Genomic DNA, 18,813 nt, shown 5'->3' on the forward strand with positions numbered 1-18,813 from the left:
TAATATAACAGTGTAGCAATGCTTCAGGCTTAGTTGATAAGCTGATTCCCTGATACTCTGGAAAATTAACTTAATTATGGAAAACTTAAAAACAGAATTGAAACACAAAATTATTGAAGTCCTTAATCTTGAAGACGTATCTATAGAAGAAATCAAAGATACGGATCCTTTATTCGGAGGAGGATTGGGACTAGACTCTATTGATGCTTTGGAACTGATCGTTCTTCTTGATAAAGACTACGGAATAAAATTAGCTGATCCTAAAAAAGGAAAAGAAATTTTTCAATCTATCGATACGATGGCTAAATTCATCGAAGAAAACAGAACAAAATAATTCATTCAATCTAGCAATATACCAATATTATCAGATTGGTATATTGTTACATTATTTAATACAATGAGTCAAAAAATTGCCATAACGGGAATGGGCATCATTTCCTCCATCGGAAACAATGTGGAGGAAAATTTTATTTCATTACAATCCGGAAAACATGGAATTTCAGACATCGAAATGTTTGAAACCCGTCACGCCGGAATCATTAAAACGGGTGAAATAAAATTATCCAACGAAGAACTTGTACAGAAACTTCAGCTTGATGAAGACAACAACGTAACAAGAACTTCTCTATTGGGAATGATTGCTGCGAAAGAAGCTTTAGAAAGTGCAGGAATTTCAGATATCAATGGTTACAGAACCGGGCTGATCTCTTCTACCAGTGTAGGCGGGATGGATATCACTGAAAAATACTTCTACTCTTACGAAGATTTCCCTGAAAAGCAAAAATATATTGACGCTCACGATGCCGGAAGCTCCTCATTGGCAATTGCTGATTATTTAGGATTAAAAGGCATGGTTTCCACCATCAGCACAGCCTGCTCATCGGCAGCCAATGCTATTATGATGGGGGCCAAACTGATCAAAAACGGAGTTTTGGACCGTGTCATTGTTGGGGGAACAGATTCTCTTTCCAAGTTTACTTTGAATGGATTCAATACCCTGATGATTCTTACGGATTCTTACAATACTCCTTTTGACAACGACAGAAAAGGACTGAACCTTGGGGAAGCAGCCGCTTTCTTAGTTCTTGAGTCCGAAGAAGTAGTCAAAAAAGAAAATAAAAAAGTTCTGGCTTATCTTTCCGGATACGGTAATGCTAATGATGCACACCATCAGACCGCCTCTTCTGAAAACGGACAGGGAGCATTTTTAGCGATGCAGCAGGCCCTGAAAATCTCAGGATTAACTAAAGAAAACATAGATTATATCAACGTTCACGGAACAGCTACTCCCAATAATGATTTATCTGAGGGGATTGCCATGATTAGAATCTTTGGTGAAAACCAGGTTCCTGAATTCAGCTCTACAAAAGCGTTTACAGGACATACTTTGGCCGCTGCGGCCGGAATTGAAGCTGTATTTTCAATTTTAGCCATGCAGAACAGCATCATTTTCCCGAACCTGAATTTCAAAACAAAAATGGAAGAGTTTGATCTTACTCCTGTTACCGAATTGAAAGAGAAAAACATCAATAATGTGCTTTCCAATTCATTTGGATTTGGAGGAAACTGTTCAACCTTAATTTTCTCAAAATCATGAGTGCAGTATACATCAACAGTGCATCCTGTATTTCTGTTCAGGACACGTTAAACGAAAATATCCTTCAGAATCTTACACCGGAAAATTCTTCAAACATCATCAAAGCAATAGAACCTCATTACAAAGAGTTCATTCCGCCTGCCATGATCAGAAGAATGTCCAAAACGGTAAAGATGAGTTCTGTAGCATCAAAAAATGCTTTGAAAGAAGCAGCTATTGAACAACCGGATGCCATTATTGTGGGGACCGGAATGGGCTGCTCACAGGATTCAGAAAAGTTCCTGAAAAATGTGATTGATAATCATGAAGAGTTCCTTACGCCTACCTTTTTCATCCAGTCTACCCACAACACGGTAGCGGGACAAATTGCTCTTGCATTACAATGTCATGCTTATAATTTCACGTATGTGAACACCTCTTCTTCACTGGAGTTTTCATTATTGGATGCTCAGCTTCAGATCAACGACGGAGAAGCAGAAAATGTTCTGGTAGGTTCTACAGATGAACAGACTGACAGAACAATGGAGCTTTATTGTTTAAATAATACGATAAAAAAAGAAGAAGATCTTCCTGCCGATTATTTGAATTCATCTAGTGATGGAGTGATCTGGGGCGAAGGTGCCAGCTTTTTTGTTGTAGGAAAGGATAAGACTGAAAATTCTTACGCAAAGCTTAAAAATATTCAGATCAGTAACAAAGTTGAATTGAATGAAGTCCAGGATTTTATCCAAAATTTCTTAGCTCAAAACAATCTTTCCAATCATGATATTGATGCTGTTATTCTAGGATTCAGCGGAGATGCAGATTCTGATGTTTATTATACGAAAGCTGCAGATATGTTTCCAGCTTCATCACAGTTGTATTATAAACATTTGAGTGGAGAATTCAATACAGCCAGTGGTTTTTCTACCTTTATAGCCTGTCATATTCTTAAGGAACAGCAAATTCCGGAAGTGATGATGATCAATTCTGTGAAAAAAGAGAACGTGAAAAATGTACTTCTTTACAATCATCTGGGAGGTGATGATCATAGTTTGGTGTTACTGGAAAAAGCTTAATGAAAGAGAAGCAATAAAAAAAGTGCTGCTGTCATTCTCACGAAGGAAGAATCTGTGCTTTTATATGATAGATTCTTCATTTCGCTTCGCTACACTCAGAATGACAAAATGGGTATAAATTCAGGAAGTTTAACAATATAAAAGTAATTAGCAATGAAACATTATCCCTTTATCCTGTTCTATCTTTTCTGCAACGTTTTTATTTATGCGTTTCATGGAAGTTTTTGGGTATATCTTTTTTGCTTTTTTGCTTTTTCTGCGGTCGTAGTCTGGGGTTCATTTGATATCGAACTGGGATATTTCGTCAACAGCATTACCCATAAACGCACCAGAATCAAAGAGGTAGCTCTTACTTTTGATGACGGTCCTACTGAATTTACTCCAGCATTTTTAGACTTACTTAAAGAACATCAGGTAAAAGCGACTTTCTTCTGTATCGGGAAACAGATTGAAAAATATCCTGAAACCTTTCAGAGAATTATTGCAGAAGGTCATACTATCGGAAATCATACGTTATCACACTCTAATTCCACAGGGTTTTTATCGACTTCAAAAATGATTGAGGAGATTGAAAAATGTGATGAAGTCATGAAAAATACAGGAAATATAAAAACTCATCTTTACAGACCTCCTTTTGGGGTAACGAATCCCAATATTGCCAAAGCGATCAAAAGAACCCATAAAGAAAGCATCGGATGGAATGTCCGGTCTTTAGACACCATCATTGATGATGAAAAGAAAATCTACAGCAGAGTTACCAAAGGTTTGAAAAAAGGGAGTATTATTCTCCTTCATGATACGTCGGAAAAGACCTATCGTGTTCTGGTAGATTTATTAGTATTTTTGAAGGATAAAAAATATTCAACCTTTACTGTTGATACAGTTATAAATTCAACGAAAAATGATTAAAAATATAGCTCTCGGAGCATTCTTACTGATCTCAGGATTCTTTTTTGCCCAAAATACGTCCATGTCAGGAGCTGAGGCCAAAGCATTTGTATCAAAGGTTTCTTCTGATACGAAAGAGATCAAAACTTTACAGAGTGATTTTACCCAGACCAAGAAGATGGACTTCCTGGATAAAAGCATTGTTACCTATGGAAGAATGTCGTTACAGACCCCCAATATGCTGAGCTGGAAGTATACCAAACCTTATCAGTACAGTATTGTTTTTAAAAGCAATAAAATATTCATCAATGATCAGGGAAAAAAATCGTCTGTAGATGCCAAGAGCAAAACATTTGAAAAAATCAATAAGCTGATTGTAGGAAGCTCAAATGGAACGATGTTCAATGACCCCGAATTTACGGTAACGTATTTTAAGAACGGAAATTACAATGTTGCGAAGTTTATTCCTAAAACCTCTCAGCTATTGAAATATATCAAACAGATCGAACTGTATTTCCCAAAGAATCAGTCGACGGTTTCCCAGGTTAATATGACTGAGGCATCCGGAGATACTACCAATATTGTTTTCAAAAATACTAAGATCAATGCTTCAATTCCTGCGTCAGAGTTTACTTTATAGCCTTATCCTGATTCTGGCTGTTTCCTGTAAAAGCTATCAGCTTACTGGTGTCAGGTCTGTTTCTACCTCTGAGAAAATGGTAGAAAATTTATATTTCTCTACCGGCGAAGATTATGTATACAAATGTCAGATGGATATTTATAAAAACCATGTGAGTGGTATTCTGATCATCAAAAAACTGAATGAAACAACACATCGTGTCGCTTTAACTTCTGATTTTGGGAATAAACTAATTGATTTTGAGGTTTCTGAAAATGATTTCAAACTGAATTATGTTCTTCCTGATCTGGATAAAAAAATTGTCATCAATTTTCTGAAGAATGATTTCCAGCAGCTTCTGAAAAAACAGTATCCGGTGAGCGAAAGTTTTGAGAATGATAATGCTAAAATTTATCTTTCAAAAATAGAGAATAAAAGCTATTATTTATTCTTCAATAAGGAAAACAATTTACTGAAACAGATCATCTACACAAAAAATAATACGGAAAAAATCGATTTTACTTTTGATGCAAAAAAACCTATCTTCGCGGATAGCTTACATCTGCAGCACAAGGATTTTAAGATCAATATAAAACTATTTCAAATAACCGAAACGGAATAATTTCCAATATGAAAAACGGTACAGCATACGAGTGTCATTTTCAAACCGAAGTGTATTGTACATTTAATCTTAAAAAATAAGATCATGCAAACCATTCTTACAGACTTTTATACGTTAACATCATACGAGAAGACAGAGGACGGAAAGTTTACTGCCCACATCAACCTCAATAAAGATCACGATATTTTCAAGGGACATTTCCCTGGAAATCCGGTAACTCCCGGTGTTTGCATGATGCAGATCATCAAAGAACTTACTGAGGAATTTACAGGTTCGAAATTATTCTTAAAAACAGCATCGAATGTAAAATTCATGGCGATCATCAATCCTTTTGAGACTCCGGATTTACATCTTCAGCTGGATATTAATGAAAACGAGGAGGATGTTAAAGTAAAAAATATAACTTCTTTTGGCGAGACTATTGCATTGAAATTGTCTGTAAGCTATAAAAAAATACCGTCATGAAACTTATCTTATCATTTGTAACAGCATTTATTTTTTTCTTTCAGTCTGATCTTGAAACACTGAGAAACAGCTACGCTAAAGCCAACGAATCCAACACCAATACGGCGACCTTCATTGAAACAGCTGAAAAACAATCCGGTTCTGATGCTGTAACGCTTGGATATAAGGCCGCTGCAAAGATTATGGAGGCAAAAATTGCCAAAAGCAACAGAAAATCACTGGTGAAAACAGGAGCTACAAGTCTTGAAGGTATTATCAAAAGTAACCCAAGCAATGCTGAACTTCGTCTGATCAGATTAAGTGTCCAGGAAAATATCCCTAAAATTGTAGGATACCGTGGAAGCCTGAAAGATGACAAAGCATTCCTATTAAGTAATTACAGCAAACAGAATACAGCATTAAAAGGTTATATCAAAAGGTTTGCTATGCAGTCTAAAACCATTACAGAGGCGGAAAGAGCCACTTTAAAATAAAAGAATGTCCCTTGCTGAAGTACAAAATGCCATTTCTGAAAAGAAGATATGCATTTTAATACCTACCTACAATAATGAAAAAACCCTGAAGAGGGTTATTGACGGTGTTCTCAACTACACCGAAAGTATTATTGTGGTCAATGATGGTTCCACTGATTCTACGCCTCAGATTCTTGCTCAATACCCTCAGATCACAGTCGTATCCTTACCCGAGAACAAAGGGAAAGGAAACGGGCTTAAAACAGGCTTTAGAAAAGCAAAGGAATCAGGGTATGATTACGCCATTACGATAGATTCAGACGGGCAGCATTATCCGGATGACATTCCCGTATTTGTAGAAGCCCTTCTTCAGGAAAAAGAGGAAGTTCTTCTGATCGGAAACAGAAATATGTCTCAGGATGGCATTCCTAAAAAAAGCAGTTTCGGAAACCGGTTTTCCAATTTCTGGTTCTGGTTTGAAACCGGCATCAAGCTGGAGGATACACAGTCCGGCTACAGGCTTTATCCTTTACATAAAATTCCAAAGAAATATTTTACTCCTAAGTTTGAGTTTGAAATCGAAATCATTGTAAGAACTGCATGGAGGCATGTTCCGGTAAAAAACATTCCAATCAAGGTTTTGTATGACCCGGCAGAACGTGTTTCGCATTTCAGGCCTTTCAAAGATTTTACAAGGATCAGTATTCTGAATACGATTTTGGTAACCATCACTTTACTTTATATTATTCCGAGAAACTTCGTGAATAATTTCAAAAAAAAAAGCTTTAAAAAATTCATACAGGAAGATGTCTTAGAAAGTGACGGGAGCAACCGTACAAAAGCATTTTCCATAGCACTGGGAGTCTTTATCGGGTTTTCTCCTTTCTGGGGATTCCAAACGCTTTTGGTCATCAGCTTATCGGTACTTTTTAAACTCAATAAAGTACTTTCGTTCGTTGCTTCCAATGTGAGCCTTCCTCCTTTTATTCCATTTATTATTGCCGCTTCTCTGTTTCTCGGGGCTCCTTTTGTAGGTGGTGACAGCGATATTTTAAGTCAGGACTTAAATTTTGAATTGATCAAAAACAATCTGCTCCAATATATCATTGGCAGTTTTATTTTAAGCACTACACTTTCTGCTTTATCAGGAGTAGCTGTCTTTTTATTTTTGAATAAAGTAAGCCCGGAAAACAATTAAAAAGCCCGGAATAAAATTCCAGGCTCATTACAATTCGTTATTATTTTTCTATTTTACACTGAATATACTATTTCAGAATAAATTGGGTAAGGTCTTTCAAAAACTGTTCATCAACTTTTCCTTTTGTTTCATAATCTTTTGGCGATGGTTTTTCGGAACCAGCCATGAATAAGTGACTTAAAGTTGGGTAGAATTTAAATACCGCTGTTTTATCATTTTTCAATGTTTCTTTCCAAAGATTGAAATCTTTCTCCGTTACCTGATAATCTCTTCCTCCCTGTGCAAAAAACATTGGAGTTTTTATTTTTTTAACCTCATTAAGCTGGTTATAATCCTTTAAATATTTCCAATACGGAGCAGACTGTCCCAAAGGAAGTTTTGACGCCGGGGAATTTACGTTAAATTGAGATGACTTTAAATAGGCAACCTGTTGTTTTACCTCCTGAACAGCTTCAGCAGGAATTTTAGCCGAATCTAAAGAGTGAAGATATTCATACTGCTCAACCAGCAGATCTTGCAGTGGTCTCGCATTTCCAGCCATAAAAACATATTTTGAAACCTGAGCCCTTTCTGCAATTTTTGGCATCATATAAGCTCCCTGACTGTGTCCCAGGATAATGATCTGATATCCTTTATAGTCTGCGTTGTTTTTAAAATACAAAGCTGCATTTACTGCATCATTGATGGTTTCCTCTTCTACAGTAGATTTCTCGGTGAATGTTTCAGGGTAAGAATAGGTTCTCTTATCATATCGGTAAGAAGCAATTCCGTTGTTGAGAAGATATTCTGCAATATCTTTAAATGGTTTGTTTTCTCCAATCGTTTCGTCTCTGTCATGAGCCCCGGAGCCATGAACAAAAATAACCAGTTTCTTTTTATCATTCGAAGGAGGAATCAACAGTGTTCCATCCAATTCAATGGCATCACTTTTTATTTTTAATGTGGTTTTTTCGTCCGGTTTTTCAACTGTTTTGTGAGGAACTAAAAAGAAGCCCAGCATTTTATTGTTATCCCCAAAGGTAAGCTGAACATCCAGCTTGGTCTTTTCAAATTCAGTATAGTAATAGTAAATATTTCCTTCGTTGTTTACTTCAAGAATATTTTTCAAGCTTCCAATCTGCCCCTGAAGTTGTTCTGTAATGGCTTTAAGCTGATCTACCGGGATCTGCTGCGCTATAGAAGGATCAAAATAAGAATGTGCTTTTTCTATGTTTTTATCGACTAATAAAGTTTTGATAAAAATTTTTCCTATTTCTTTTCTGTCCTGAGAAAATGACAATAGAAACCATGTGGTAAGGAAAAGGGTTAAAAGTTTTTTCATAATCAATTATTTATAAACAATATCAGAAAATGCTAATGGCGTCATCATGATGGTGACAAATATCGCAATAATTACCAGGGCCAACTGTGTTATATGATATATTTTTTCTCTTTCGTTTTCTTTTATTTCGAAAGTAAATTTTATCTTATCCGGTCTTCTTATAATCAACCAGATAAATATAAGAACGGCCAGATTCATGAGTATCGGGAACACAACAAATATTTTACTTCCATAGTTATCTTTCATATTTCCATAGCCGTGAATGGGTATGACGTCAGGGATGGAACTGTATACTGTACACAGATACACCGAATAGCAGATAATAATGACAAAAGGAATGCAGAATAGCAGTTTTATATATTTAGGGATCATTTCAGTTTCTTTAAAGTTTTCTTCAGGTATTTTTCTACGTTTTTTCTGTCCGGAACGGTTGTAATTTCTTTCGTTAAAGCTTTTTCAAACTCAACTTTTGCCTTTGAATATTCTTTTTTATTGAAATAATATTTCCCTGACTGATAATAGACCAGCCAAAAATCAGGGTTCATGGACTGGTAATAAGGGATAAGATCATCTGTCAGCAATATGTCTTTATTGTCCGCAGCCTCATTCAGTTCTTTCCCCAACATTTTAGACTGCTCATATTTTTCGAATTCTTCAGAATCTGCGAAGGGATCACGGGCAATATTCAATGCTGATTTTGAAAAATCATCAGGCCGCAGTCCTTTGTCTGAGAAGATTTCGTTCAGATCATAACATACAAATTCTCCCAGCTGATAAGGATTTGAAGAAACCCAAACCAATTTTTTCTGTGGTGAAAATATAACGGCATGATGCGCCAGAAGCTGATTGAGTGCTTTTTCATTGCCATAACCGATCTTTTCACCTTTCAAACCGGACCTGTCTCTTAATACAGAAGCTATCTTTTCCGGAGTCATCTTTTTCTCTTCCTGCAAAAGTTCCTGAAGTCTTTCATACCGGTATTCTGAGTGACTTTCTTCGATATGTTTCTGATTTCTTTTATCATTTTTATAGGCGTCTGACTGGAAATGATTGGTACAAAGAACCCTGCTGGTGTTCTGTACTTTATACACACCGAGATTTTCAGGTGATACTTCAATGATTACAGCATTTTTATCTGCAGCACTTCCTACCAGAATGGATTCTGAAACGAAAACTTTTCTTTTTTTAGCAATGGCAATCGCTTCATCAATATTTTTAGCATACTGCAGAATTTCTCTGGTAACCAGGGAAATAGGCGTTTTTGCGGTCAAAGGAATTTTTGATTTCCCAGCATTGATTGTTACGGTAATTCCTTCTTTATTCATTCCGGAAACCACCCCAATCATTCCCGGCCAGCTTACCGACATGTAGGGGATTCCCTCTTCCGGCTGAACAAATTCAACCAGCTTATTTTTTGCAAAATCATCACCTACATAAAAATCAAAATTTCTTCCGATCAGCAGATCTCCATCCTCTGTATTTTCGTTCCATACCGCAAGGGAAGTACAGCCTACCATCGCCAGATCCTGCATGGCATGCCCAATATCATGAGCCCCATGCAGATAAAGGTTTCTTAAATATTTCGGAGCAATAAAATTGTACTGATCAGATGAGTATTGTGACAACCCATATAATTCTGCCTGGTAGTCTTCTCTTACATTGAGGTACATTTTCCTGTTGTACCATTTTAGAAAACCTCTTAGCAGTCTCTGTTTGAATTTTGAAGGTACAAATCCCTCAACTTTTGAAAAGAAGATTTCTTCCTGTTTCTGCATTAAGCTTTGCGTCAATGCCCCATTATTATATCCCAGCTGCAGTGGATTTCCTTTGATATAAAGCTCCCAGAGCTGTTGTTTATTCTTCGTAAGATAGTTCTGATTATAACGGAAAGTACTGTCATTGATCCGGGTTACTTCTGGGATTTCCAGTGAGTACTGTTTTATCTCAGGAAGATGATGGAGAGACTTTGAAATCCCGCAGGAAGCCAGAAAAATGCAAAAAGTGAAATAAAGAAGAGCTCTTTTATAAGATGGATAAATAGTATTAGGCTTTTTCACTTTTAGTTTTTATTAATCATTTGTGTCAACCGCATGTCGATCGTTTCCTTTCCCAAAATCTCAGCACAGGTATTAAAAGCACCGATGGTAACTCCCAAAATCCCATGCATATTCACCGATTGCCCGGTAAGAAAAAGATTATCTATTTTGGTACGGGGAGAAACCATTGTTTTAAGAGGATTCTCCGAGCTTTTCATGTATCCGTACATATTTCCTTCATAATTTCCGATATAGTCTCTGTAAGACAAGGGAGAAGAAGTATAAATGGTTTTGATGGCATGCCTTACATTAGGAATTTTCTTTTCCAGGGCATCCAGCATTTTCTCAATTTTCTCAAGCTTAAATTTTTCATAAGATTCTCCTCTTTCATCTTCATATGCTACCGTGTTGAATGTATTCTCCCATTCTTTAACCTCATCAAAATCCATATAGGAAATCGCTGTAAGGCTTTCTGCAAATTCGGGATGATGCTTTGAAGGGGTGGATGAAAGCATAAAAGTTTCCGGCCATGCTTCTTTCCGGTAACGGAATGCATTCCAAACCTGCTCTTCTGATGAATAGTGATATTTGTTGTAATTAAAGTTCGGCAGGCTTTGAGGTTTTAAAACCAGATAAATACTAAAGCATGATGAAACCGGCTTCCAGCTTAAAACTCTGTTCAGAAAAGATTTCTTAAGTCTTTCTTCCCCGATCAGCTTAATGCTAGAGCGGATTTCTATATTTGAAATAAACTGTTTTGCAGCATATTCTTTTCCTTCTTTCGTTTTTACAGATGACAACACATTATTTTCATTAAAAATAAATTCAGAAACTTCTGAACGTTTGTGAACCTCTACTCCATATTCCCGAAGCTTCCGGATAAGAAGTTTAGAGATCTGACTTCCTCCGTTCACGCATTTGTAAGCACTTTGCATATAAGAATTTACCGTTAAAGCGTGTACATAAAAAGGTACATTTTCAGAATCTCCGGCATATAAAAAGTTGGACCCCAGTAAAACAGCCTGAAGCTTTTTATTTTGGGTAACAGATTCTATAAATCTTTTGGTATTAAGATGCAGGATTTCCTCGTTGTAATTGTCTTTTCCTACTACATGATATCTTGGAAACTGGCTGCAGACATATTGAATCTCTTCGCAGTAGTTTTCAAGGTTTCCTTTTTCTTCCGGAAAATATTTAGAAAGCTGTTCAACGAAATTCTGGTAGCCCTGTGCATGCGGATATTCTATTTCATCCTCTCCAAAACTGATCCTGTCATATCCATCTTCATCCATCAGCTGAAGCTCAAGATCATCCATAATTTCCAGATAGGAAAAGAATTGGTTCAGGTTCTGCCCTTTCGTGAGACCACCCAGATAATGCACTCCTGTATCAAAAATCAGTTTTTCCCGTGAAAAAGTCTGCAGATTTCCTCCGTATTGGTTATTCTTCTCCAGAACGCATACTTTCAGGCCTTCTTTCGCCAAAATAAGAGCTGAAACAAGACCTCCCAATCCGCTTCCGATTACAAGTATGTCGTATTCTTTCTTCAAAAGAGAATGTGCTTTTAAATAATTAAGAAACAGGGAATTTAAGATAATTAAAGCTTACTTTGGTACAGTAAGCAAAGAAATTCTATTTCGATACTGCTATTTGACAATCTTAAATCTCGGTAAATCTTAATGGTTGTTAGTTTTTTGTTAGTTTTTTGTTAGTTTTAAGGGATAAAAATAGAAAAATTAATCAACATCGTCCCAAAAATCAAAATAATTAAACCATTGAAGCGGATATTTTTTGACCATCGTTTCAAGATTCTGGACATAAGAATGTAAAAGTCCTTGTGAATCACGGTTTTTGATATTCTGGGCCACTCTTGCATACAGATGGTAATGAAGATTATTCTCCTTCATCACATACACATAGACAACAGGAACTCCCAATCTTGAGGCTATCAAAAACGGACCCGCCGGAAATTTTGCACTTTTTCCTAAGAGTTCTGCTTCCAGATATTTTGATCCTTCAAAATAGCGGTCTCCTGTAAAGCAGATCAATTCATTGTCTGACAAAGCTTTGTTGATCTCGAAGATATGAGACATGTCTTCTTTTACATAAATGAATTTGATATTACTCTCTTTTACAGCAACACTTTCCAGATACTCCTTAATCACGGTAACTTCCTGATCTGTAGTCACCAGATTGATCTGACAGTCGAAGTCGATATCTGCAAAAAAATGCTCTGCAATTTCAAAATTACCAATATGAGCACTGATCAGGACTCCTCCTTTTTTAGCCGCTAAAAGATTTCTTAGGTTTTCAATACCGTCAAATTCATAGGTATATTTCCCTCTTAGCCCGGCAGAAATAGCCGTTTTATCGATCAGAACTTTTCCGAACGTAAAATAGCTTTTAAATATAGATACTTTGGATTTCCAGTATCCATAGTTCAGTCTTTTTTGGAAATAATAAAGAATATACTGGTTGCTTTTTTTCTGAAACAGCGAGTAATAAGCTGCCACAAAGTAAAGCACACCATATGAACTTTTGATTCCGATATTTCTAATACACCAGACGAATATTCTATATCCGAGTACTGTTCCTTTAGATTTACCTTTCCACTTGTTCATAGATAGAATTTAATATAACAGAGAACCAATGTAATAATACCTTTTTTTAAAAGTGATCGTTACCGAAACACTGTGATATTATTACATTGGCACATTTTATAGAATAAAGATTTACTCAATAACTAAGCGTTTTTTTCAGCAATCTTATGTTCAATCGTTGTATAGAAATCGTCAAATGTTATCATTTTCTTGAAATCTGCTTCTCCTAATTTCACTCCGAAATTGGATTCAATCACGACGACCATGTCGATATAATCCAGGCTGTCTAAGCCCAGTGTATTTTTAAGGTTGGCATCGTTACTGATTTCGTCTCCGTCTACCTCGAATTCATTTATCAGAAAATCATTAACAATGGCAACAATTTTTTCCCTTTCCATGTTTTTAATCAAATTTTTTAACTATTAGTGCAGAATTGGTTCCCCCAAACCCAAAAGAATTCGACAAAAATACATCAATTTTTTGATTTTTTGTTTTTGCGACCAAATTTATCCTTTGTGCTTCATTATCAGTATTTTCCAGATTAATATTTGGAGCAACGAAATCGTTCTGCATCATCAGAATTGAGTAGATAACTTCACTTGCGCCTGCCATCCAGCACTCGTGTCCGGTCATAGATTTGGTAGAACTTACAGGAACTTCACTGCCGAAAATCTCATAAATTGCTTTTGCTTCATTGGCATCCCCAATAGGAGTAGAAGTTGCATGAGCATTGATATAATCAATATCTGAAGCTTTTAATCCTGACTGTTTAAGCGCTCTGTCCATTGCCAAAGCTGGCCCGTCCACATTTGGGGTTGAAATATGTCCTCCGTTGGAAGAGAAACCATATCCAATAATTTCAGCAATAATAGGTGCTCCTCTTCTTTGGGCAGATTCTAAGCTTTCCACGATCAAAGTAGCGGCACCTCCGCTTGGGATCAATCCGTCTCTTTCTGCGTCGAAAGGTCTGGATGCTTTTGTTGGTTCATCTTCTCTGGCTGAGAAAACGCCCAATCCGTCAAAGCTCGCCATAGAATATTTATTGGTTTCCTGAGCTCCTCCACAGATAATCATATCCTGAAAACCATTCTTGATCATCACATAAGCCAGTCCCAATGAGTGTGAGCCGCTTGCACATGCTGCACTTATGGTAAGGTTGATCCCTTTCAGCCTAAAAATCGTAGAAAGGTTCATGGTTACTGTAGAGTTCATTGATTTGAAGATCGCTCCCGACCCCATCAATGTTGTATCTTTCTTTTCTCTTGCAATATCGATAGATTCTACAACTGCCTGAGAAACACTGTCATTTCCATATAAGATTCCCACTTCATGAGAATCTAAGAACTCTTCATCCAGATTTGCCTGCTTCAGTGCATCTATGGTAGCCAGATAAGCATATTCGCTTTCTTCTCCCATACTGATACGCTGGCGTCTGTTTAAGAGATTTTTCAGATCTGGTTTCGGAACAACGCCTGTAAGACCTGATCTGAAACCAAATTCTTTTCTGTCCTGATCTAAGACAATACCGGATTTTCCTTGATATAGGGATTCCCTGACCTCTTCTAAAGACGTCCCGATGCAGGAATAAATTCCCATTCCGGTAATTACAACCCTATTTTCCATATTATGAATAAATTCCTCCGTTAATATTAATTACTTCTCCTGTAATGTAGGAAGATTTTTTAGATGCTAAAAATGCGACAAGATCAGCAACTTCTTCTGCTTCCCCGAATCTGTTGGCAGGAATCATTACTTTCAATTCTTCTTCATTGAATTCCTGGGTCATATCTGTTCTGATGAAACCTGGAGCTACTGCATTTACAGTGACATTTCTTTTGGCAACTTCCTGAGCAAGAGCCTTTGTAGCCCCTACCAAAGCTCCTTTTGCGGCAGAATAATTCGTCTGGCCAGCTGTTCCTTTTACTCCGGACACAGAAACCATATTGATGATTCGTCCGTATTTGTTACGAAGCAGCTTTTGGATAAAGAAATTGGTTACATTGAAAAATCCATCCAGACTTGTGTTGATTACACTATTCCAGTCTTCTTTCTGCATCCACATAAAAAGACCATCCCTCGTGATTCCGGCATTATTGACAATAACTTCTACCAATGCATCGGGGTTTTTCTCTTGCCAATCCGTTAAAACAGATTTTGTCTCTTCGGTATTTCCTACATCAAATTTAAGAATTTCTCCTGTAGCACCCAATTCTTCCACTTTAGCCAATGTTTCTTTTGCTGCCGTTTCATTTGAAGCGTAGTTGATGAGGATGTGATAGTTTTTCTCTTCAGCCAGTTTTATACAGATTGCCCTCCCGATTCCTCTGGAGCCACCTGTTACAATTGCACATTTCATGCGTTAGTGTTTATATCGTTTTTAGTTTTTTTAAGTTGAGTATCATGTCTTTCTTTAAAGACAATTCACAACAGTGAATAGTTACATTCCTTTCAGATATTTCTTTACTTCCTCCAGATACGGATACATGACCATATCATCTGAGAAAGCAGGAATTATTTTTCTGATGTCATCATACAATTCTTTTGTAGAGGATGAAACTTTATCCTGGAACCCAAGATATTCAACAGCCTGAATAATCGTAATGGCTTCAATAGCCAATACTTCAAAAGCATTTTCAATCACTTTTCTGCAGATCACCGCAGCATTGGTTCCCATGCTTACGATATCCTGGTTATCATTATTGTTTGGAATACTGTGAACATACATAGAATTCGACAGCATTTGGCTTTCTGCCGTAGTAGAAGTCGCCGTAAACTGCACGCCCTGCATCCCAAAATTGAAACCTAATTTACCTAAATTTACAAAAGGAGGCAAAATTTCATTGATTTTAGCATTCAGAAGATAGTTTAGCTGTCTTTCTGCAAGCATCGTCAGTTTCGTTACCACAATTTTAAGCTTATCCATTTCAAGAGAGATATAATCTCCATGGAAATTTCCTCCATGATAAACGTGTTGATCTTCAACATTGATAATCGGGTTATCATTGGCTGAATTGATCTCATTTTCAAGAACTTTCTCTGTATATTCCAAAGTATCCAATACCGGACCTAAAATCTGAGGTACACATCTTAATGAATAGTATTCCTGAACTTTTTCCTTGAATACTTTTTCCTGTTCTTCAAAATGGGTATAAAGGTGATCTTCTCTTTTTCTGATCAGCTTACTGTCTGCCAGGTGAGCACGCATTCTTTCTGCCACTTTCTGCTGACCATAATGTTTTTTCGTTCCATTCAGAGCTTCTGATAAATGGTCATCATAAGCCTGTACAATCTCATTGATAGCACAAGAAAGTCTAAGAGATATATCTGTAAGCTGATTGGCTTTATAGGCATTCACAATACCGATTCCTGACATCACGGAAGTTCCGTTCATTAAAGCAAGACCTTCACGGATCTCTACTTGTATCGGTTCCAAGCCTTCAATTTCAAAAACTTCTTTGGTAGATTTTCTTTCTCCTTTATAAAAGACTTCTCCTTCTCCTATCAACACCAAAGCAAGGTGAGCCAGCTGAACAAGGTCGCCGCTTGCTCCTACTCCTCCATGTTCAAATATCAATGGGATAATATCTCTGTTGATAAGCTCCTGAAGAAGATAAACAACAGACTGGTGTACTCCTGAATTCCCTAATGATAAGGTATTCAGTCTTGCCAGCATACATGCTTTTACTTCGTCTGCAGGTAAAGGATTTCCAATGCCTGAAGAATGGCTCCTTATGAGGTTGTATTGCAGCTGGTGAGTATCTTCGTCACTGATTTTAAACTGAGCCATGGGCCCAAAACCGGTGTTTACACCATATATTACTTTATTTTTTGAAAATTCCTTTAAAAACTGAAAACTCTTATCCACTCTTGATAAAAGTGATTCATCCAGTTCTATTTTTTCATTCTCAATGATAATTTTTTGAAAGTCTTTCAGTTCTAAAAAGTTATTTATTTTCATCAATTAAAAGTAATAGTTGATAATTTTGTAAAATATTAATTATTTGTCACTAATTTTGCGGCAAAGATAAAAGTTATTATTAAAATAAAAAATCAAAGATGAGCAAAGAATTTGTTGACGTTCTTGTAATCGGAGCTGGACCTTCCGGATGCGTCTCTTCTTCTTACCTGAAGAACAATAACGTCAGCGTAAAAGTGGTCGAAAAGACACGATTCCCAAGATTGGTAGTCGGAGAAAGCTTAATTCCAAGGGTAATGGACCACTTTGAGGAGGCCGGGCTTTTCCCTGCATTAGACAAAATGGGCTTTGAAAAAAAGCTGGGGGCACGCTTCCTTCGCGGCGACGAGGTCTGCATCTTTGATTTCAGCAACAAATTCGGGGAAGGCTGGGACTGGACCTGGCAGGTTCCGAGGGCTGATTTTGATAATACTCTTGCTCAAGAGGTCATTAATAAAGGAATTGATCTTGAATTTGAGACTGAAGTTATTGACATCAAATTTGACGGAACAGATTCTATAACGACGGTAAGAACCAAGAATGGAGAAACAAAAGAGATCCATGCTAAGTTTGTTATTGATTCCAGCGGTTATGGAAGAGTACTGCCTCGTCTTCTGGATCTTGAAAAGCCTTCAAAACTATCTCCTCACTCTGCCATTTTCTCTCATGTAAATGATATTAACAGAGAACCGGGAGAAGAAGGTACTTTGATTTCTTTCGACATCATTGAAACAGAAGTATGGCTTTGGGTAATTCCTTTTTCCAACGGAAATACGAGTGTGGGAATTGTAGGTCCTACTGAATATATTGATACATTATCTGAAAGCGGAGATCCCGCTGAAGCGTTGAAAAAGGCGATTTCTCTTTCTGATTATTATGTAAAGCGTTTTGGGGATGTAGATTTTCTTTTTGAACCCAAACATCTGAAAGACTATTCATGTTCGGTTAAAAGTTTATTCGGGGACGGATTTGCTTTAACGGGGAATGCTTCAGAATTCCTTGATCCGGTATTTTCTTCAGGAATGGCTTTTGCCACAGAATCCGGAATGCTGGCCGCAAAACTTGCGTTAAGACAGCTCAACGGTGAAAAAATCGACTGGCAGACAGAATACTCGGATTATATTTTATACGGAGTAGATGTTTTTACCACGTATGTGAAAGAATGGTATACCGGAAATCTTCAGGAATTATTTTTCCATCAACCGGAAAATCCGGATGTAAAGAAAAAGATATGTGCTGTTTTAGCAGGCTATGTCTGGAACAAAGACAATCCTTTTGTGAAAAAGCATGATACAGTGATTAAAAATCTTGCCAACCTGATCAAGTTAGAAAAACAGGAACAGCAAAATCAAGCATAAAAAAACGGTCTGAATTTTCAGACCGTTTTTTTTATTTCATAGATTTTTTGATTTCTCTTCCCAGATACCTTCCGGCAGATTCATAGGCTGCGGCTATTCTGCCGTACTCCATTATAAATTCTGGATTTTGCACAGATTTATCAAATTTTTTAAGCTCTATTTCAGCTAATACAGCAGAGGGATTATTGGTTTCCACCAGTTTTATTTTGCCCGTTATTTCAGCTGTCATTGCAGTAAGCCCCGCATGCCAGCCGGGAAAAACCCAATTTGTCTCTACCAGCAGTGTATATTTTGCAGAAGCATCTTTTTTAAATGAAATATTTTTGTAGGTTTTGTTCAGGCCCTTTGCAAAATAATCAGCATAATATTCTTTTTTATACGTTTCCCATTCTTCAATCCATTTTTTCCAGGCTTCTTCACCTCTTTTAGGATTGTCAAGGACTTGTTTTTTTCTGTTTTCAAGGTATTGAGCTTCTGTAATATTTTCTTTCATAAACAGTACATTCTCAAATTTAACCTCAACATTTACTTTGGGCTGATCTTTTAAAACAGTCAAACTTCCGGCAACTATTTTCATTTTTTCCTGTCCGAAAGCTGCTGTCATTATAACTATAAAAACCAGCAATAATAATTTTTTCATAGTG

Annotated in this window: 20 protein-coding genes; 10 read left to right on the forward strand and 10 right to left on the reverse strand. The window is 36.8% G+C overall.

Annotated elements, in window-relative coordinates; translation table 11 throughout:
* The first annotated feature begins 76 nt into the window (after positions 1–76).
* The 9 genes from AC07UM_RS23050 (at position 77) to AC07UM_RS23090 (ending at position 6,899) form a co-directional block, all read left to right on the forward strand.
* Positions 77–334 carry a phosphopantetheine-binding protein gene (locus AC07UM_RS23050; RefSeq protein WP_103231426.1) on the forward strand — a complete coding sequence of 86 codons (258 nt, stop codon included), beginning with the start codon at positions 77–79 and terminating at the stop codon, positions 332–334.
* Between the two features lie 63 nt (positions 335–397).
* Positions 398–1,597 carry a beta-ketoacyl-[acyl-carrier-protein] synthase family protein gene (locus tag AC07UM_RS23055; protein WP_494685099.1) on the forward strand — a complete coding sequence of 400 codons (1,200 nt, stop codon included), beginning with the start codon at positions 398–400 and terminating at the stop codon, positions 1,595–1,597.
* Positions 1,594–2,655, forward strand: a complete 1,062-nt coding sequence (locus AC07UM_RS23060) for a beta-ketoacyl synthase N-terminal-like domain-containing protein (protein WP_494685100.1) — start codon at positions 1,594–1,596, stop codon at positions 2,653–2,655. Before AC07UM_RS23055 ends, AC07UM_RS23060 begins: the two co-directional genes overlap by 4 nt.
* A gap of 153 nt (positions 2,656–2,808) precedes the next feature.
* Positions 2,809–3,564, forward strand: a complete 756-nt coding sequence (locus tag AC07UM_RS23065) for a polysaccharide deacetylase family protein (protein ID WP_494685101.1) — start codon at positions 2,809–2,811, stop codon at positions 3,562–3,564.
* Positions 3,557–4,183: a flexirubin biosynthesis/transport protein LolA2 gene (lolA2, locus tag AC07UM_RS23070; protein ID WP_494685102.1), complete on the forward strand. Its 627-nt coding sequence runs from the start codon at positions 3,557–3,559 to the stop codon at positions 4,181–4,183. The genes AC07UM_RS23065 and lolA2 overlap by 8 nt, the downstream gene beginning before the upstream one ends.
* Positions 4,149–4,784, forward strand: coding sequence for a flexirubin biosynthesis protein LolB2 (gene lolB2 / locus AC07UM_RS23075; RefSeq protein ID WP_494685103.1), 636 nt, complete (start codon positions 4,149–4,151; stop codon positions 4,782–4,784). Before lolA2 ends, lolB2 begins: the two co-directional genes overlap by 35 nt.
* 84 nt (positions 4,785–4,868) lie before the next feature.
* Positions 4,869–5,249 carry an ApeI family dehydratase gene (locus AC07UM_RS23080; protein ID WP_494685104.1) on the forward strand — a complete coding sequence of 127 codons (381 nt, stop codon included), beginning with the start codon at positions 4,869–4,871 and terminating at the stop codon, positions 5,247–5,249.
* Positions 5,246–5,722 (forward strand): hypothetical protein, encoded by a 477-nt coding sequence (locus AC07UM_RS23085; RefSeq protein ID WP_124535710.1) that lies wholly within the window; start codon positions 5,246–5,248, stop codon positions 5,720–5,722. Before AC07UM_RS23080 ends, AC07UM_RS23085 begins: the two co-directional genes overlap by 4 nt.
* Positions 5,723–5,726: 4 nt before the next feature.
* A complete protein-coding gene (locus AC07UM_RS23090) occupies positions 5,727–6,899 on the forward strand; it encodes a DUF2062 domain-containing protein (RefSeq protein WP_494685105.1) in 1,173 nt (390 codons plus the stop codon).
* A gap of 67 nt (positions 6,900–6,966) precedes the next feature.
* Here the strand turns inward: AC07UM_RS23090 and AC07UM_RS23095 are convergent, their stop codons facing one another.
* The 9 genes from AC07UM_RS23095 to flxA form a co-directional block, all read right to left on the reverse strand.
* The gene (locus AC07UM_RS23095) at positions 6,967–8,220 is read right to left on the reverse strand and encodes an alpha/beta hydrolase (protein ID WP_494685106.1); all 1,254 of its coding nucleotides are present in this window, start codon (positions 8,218–8,220) and stop codon (positions 6,967–6,969) included.
* A 6-nt stretch (positions 8,221–8,226) separates the two neighbouring features.
* Entirely contained in the window at positions 8,227–8,592 is a 366-nt protein-coding gene (locus AC07UM_RS23100) for a hypothetical protein (RefSeq protein ID WP_494685107.1), read from the reverse strand.
* Positions 8,589–10,277 (reverse strand): C45 family autoproteolytic acyltransferase/hydrolase, encoded by a 1,689-nt coding sequence (locus tag AC07UM_RS23105; protein ID WP_494685108.1) that lies wholly within the window; start codon positions 10,275–10,277, stop codon positions 8,589–8,591. Before AC07UM_RS23105 ends, AC07UM_RS23100 begins: the two co-directional genes overlap by 4 nt.
* A gap of 2 nt (positions 10,278–10,279) precedes the next feature.
* Positions 10,280–11,806 carry a phytoene desaturase family protein gene (locus tag AC07UM_RS23110; RefSeq protein WP_494685109.1) on the reverse strand — a complete coding sequence of 509 codons (1,527 nt, stop codon included), beginning with the start codon at positions 11,804–11,806 and terminating at the stop codon, positions 10,280–10,282.
* A 186-nt stretch (positions 11,807–11,992) separates the two neighbouring features.
* Positions 11,993–12,877: a lysophospholipid acyltransferase family protein gene (locus AC07UM_RS23115; RefSeq protein WP_494685110.1), complete on the reverse strand. Its 885-nt coding sequence runs from the start codon at positions 12,875–12,877 to the stop codon at positions 11,993–11,995.
* 122 nt (positions 12,878–12,999) lie between these two features.
* On the reverse strand, positions 13,000–13,254 hold the full coding sequence (locus tag AC07UM_RS23120) for an acyl carrier protein (RefSeq protein WP_236852684.1): 255 nt from the start codon (positions 13,252–13,254) through the stop codon (positions 13,000–13,002).
* A 4-nt stretch (positions 13,255–13,258) separates the two neighbouring features.
* Positions 13,259–14,479, reverse strand: a complete 1,221-nt coding sequence (locus AC07UM_RS23125; RefSeq protein WP_494685111.1) for a beta-ketoacyl-[acyl-carrier-protein] synthase family protein — start codon at positions 14,477–14,479, stop codon at positions 13,259–13,261.
* Position 14,480: 1 nt separating this feature from the next.
* Positions 14,481–15,212 carry a flexirubin biosynthesis SDR family reductase FlxB gene (flxB, locus tag AC07UM_RS23130; RefSeq protein WP_494685112.1) on the reverse strand — a complete coding sequence of 244 codons (732 nt, stop codon included), beginning with the start codon at positions 15,210–15,212 and terminating at the stop codon, positions 14,481–14,483.
* An 81-nt stretch (positions 15,213–15,293) separates the two neighbouring features.
* On the reverse strand, positions 15,294–16,814 hold the full coding sequence (flxA, locus tag AC07UM_RS23135; RefSeq protein WP_494685113.1) for a flexirubin biosynthesis tyrosine ammonia-lyase FlxA: 1,521 nt from the start codon (positions 16,812–16,814) through the stop codon (positions 15,294–15,296).
* A gap of 98 nt (positions 16,815–16,912) precedes the next feature.
* On the opposite strand from flxA, the gene AC07UM_RS23140 reads away from it, so the two are divergent.
* On the forward strand, positions 16,913–18,169 hold the full coding sequence (locus AC07UM_RS23140) for an NAD(P)/FAD-dependent oxidoreductase (protein ID WP_494685114.1): 1,257 nt from the start codon (positions 16,913–16,915) through the stop codon (positions 18,167–18,169).
* 31 nt (positions 18,170–18,200) lie between these two features.
* Here AC07UM_RS23140 and AC07UM_RS23145 read toward each other — a convergent pair whose 3' ends face one another.
* Complete coding sequence (locus AC07UM_RS23145; protein WP_494685115.1) at positions 18,201–18,809, reverse strand: hypothetical protein; 609 nt, start codon at positions 18,807–18,809, stop codon at positions 18,201–18,203.
* Positions 18,810–18,813: the final 4 nt, after the last annotated feature.

The sequence above is a fragment of the Chryseobacterium sp. GW821-FHT04C04 genome (assembly GCF_059420365.1).

Excerpts from the sequence above, each read along its gene's own strand:
- AC07UM_RS23050 (WP_103231426.1), top strand. The coding sequence starts at position 77 with ATGGAAAACTTAAAAACAGAATTGAAACACAAAATTATTGAAGTCCTT.
- AC07UM_RS23055 (WP_494685099.1), top strand. The coding sequence starts at position 398 with ATGAGTCAAAAAATTGCCATAACGGGAATGGGCATCATTTCCTCCATC.
- AC07UM_RS23060 (WP_494685100.1), top strand. The coding sequence starts at position 1,594 with ATGAGTGCAGTATACATCAACAGTGCATCCTGTATTTCTGTTCAGGAC.
- AC07UM_RS23065 (WP_494685101.1), top strand. The coding sequence starts at position 2,809 with ATGAAACATTATCCCTTTATCCTGTTCTATCTTTTCTGCAACGTTTTT.
- lolA2 (WP_494685102.1), top strand. The coding sequence starts at position 3,557 with ATGATTAAAAATATAGCTCTCGGAGCATTCTTACTGATCTCAGGATTC.
- lolB2 (WP_494685103.1), top strand. The coding sequence starts at position 4,149 with ATGCTTCAATTCCTGCGTCAGAGTTTACTTTATAGCCTTATCCTGATT.
- AC07UM_RS23080 (WP_494685104.1), top strand. The coding sequence starts at position 4,869 with ATGCAAACCATTCTTACAGACTTTTATACGTTAACATCATACGAGAAG.
- AC07UM_RS23085 (WP_124535710.1), top strand. The coding sequence starts at position 5,246 with ATGAAACTTATCTTATCATTTGTAACAGCATTTATTTTTTTCTTTCAG.
- AC07UM_RS23090 (WP_494685105.1), top strand. The coding sequence starts at position 5,727 with ATGTCCCTTGCTGAAGTACAAAATGCCATTTCTGAAAAGAAGATATGC.
- AC07UM_RS23095 (WP_494685106.1), bottom strand. The coding sequence starts at position 8,220 with ATGAAAAAACTTTTAACCCTTTTCCTTACCACATGGTTTCTATTGTCA.
- AC07UM_RS23100 (WP_494685107.1), bottom strand. The coding sequence starts at position 8,592 with ATGATCCCTAAATATATAAAACTGCTATTCTGCATTCCTTTTGTCATT.
- AC07UM_RS23115 (WP_494685110.1), bottom strand. The coding sequence starts at position 12,877 with ATGAACAAGTGGAAAGGTAAATCTAAAGGAACAGTACTCGGATATAGA.
- AC07UM_RS23120 (WP_236852684.1), bottom strand. The coding sequence starts at position 13,254 with ATGGAAAGGGAAAAAATTGTTGCCATTGTTAATGATTTTCTGATAAAT.
- AC07UM_RS23125 (WP_494685111.1), bottom strand. The coding sequence starts at position 14,479 with ATGGAAAATAGGGTTGTAATTACCGGAATGGGAATTTATTCCTGCATC.
- flxB (WP_494685112.1), bottom strand. The coding sequence starts at position 15,212 with ATGAAATGTGCAATTGTAACAGGTGGCTCCAGAGGAATCGGGAGGGCA.
- flxA (WP_494685113.1), bottom strand. The coding sequence starts at position 16,814 with ATGAAAATAAATAACTTTTTAGAACTGAAAGACTTTCAAAAAATTATC.
- AC07UM_RS23140 (WP_494685114.1), top strand. The coding sequence starts at position 16,913 with ATGAGCAAAGAATTTGTTGACGTTCTTGTAATCGGAGCTGGACCTTCC.
- AC07UM_RS23145 (WP_494685115.1), bottom strand. The coding sequence starts at position 18,809 with ATGAAAAAATTATTATTGCTGGTTTTTATAGTTATAATGACAGCAGCT.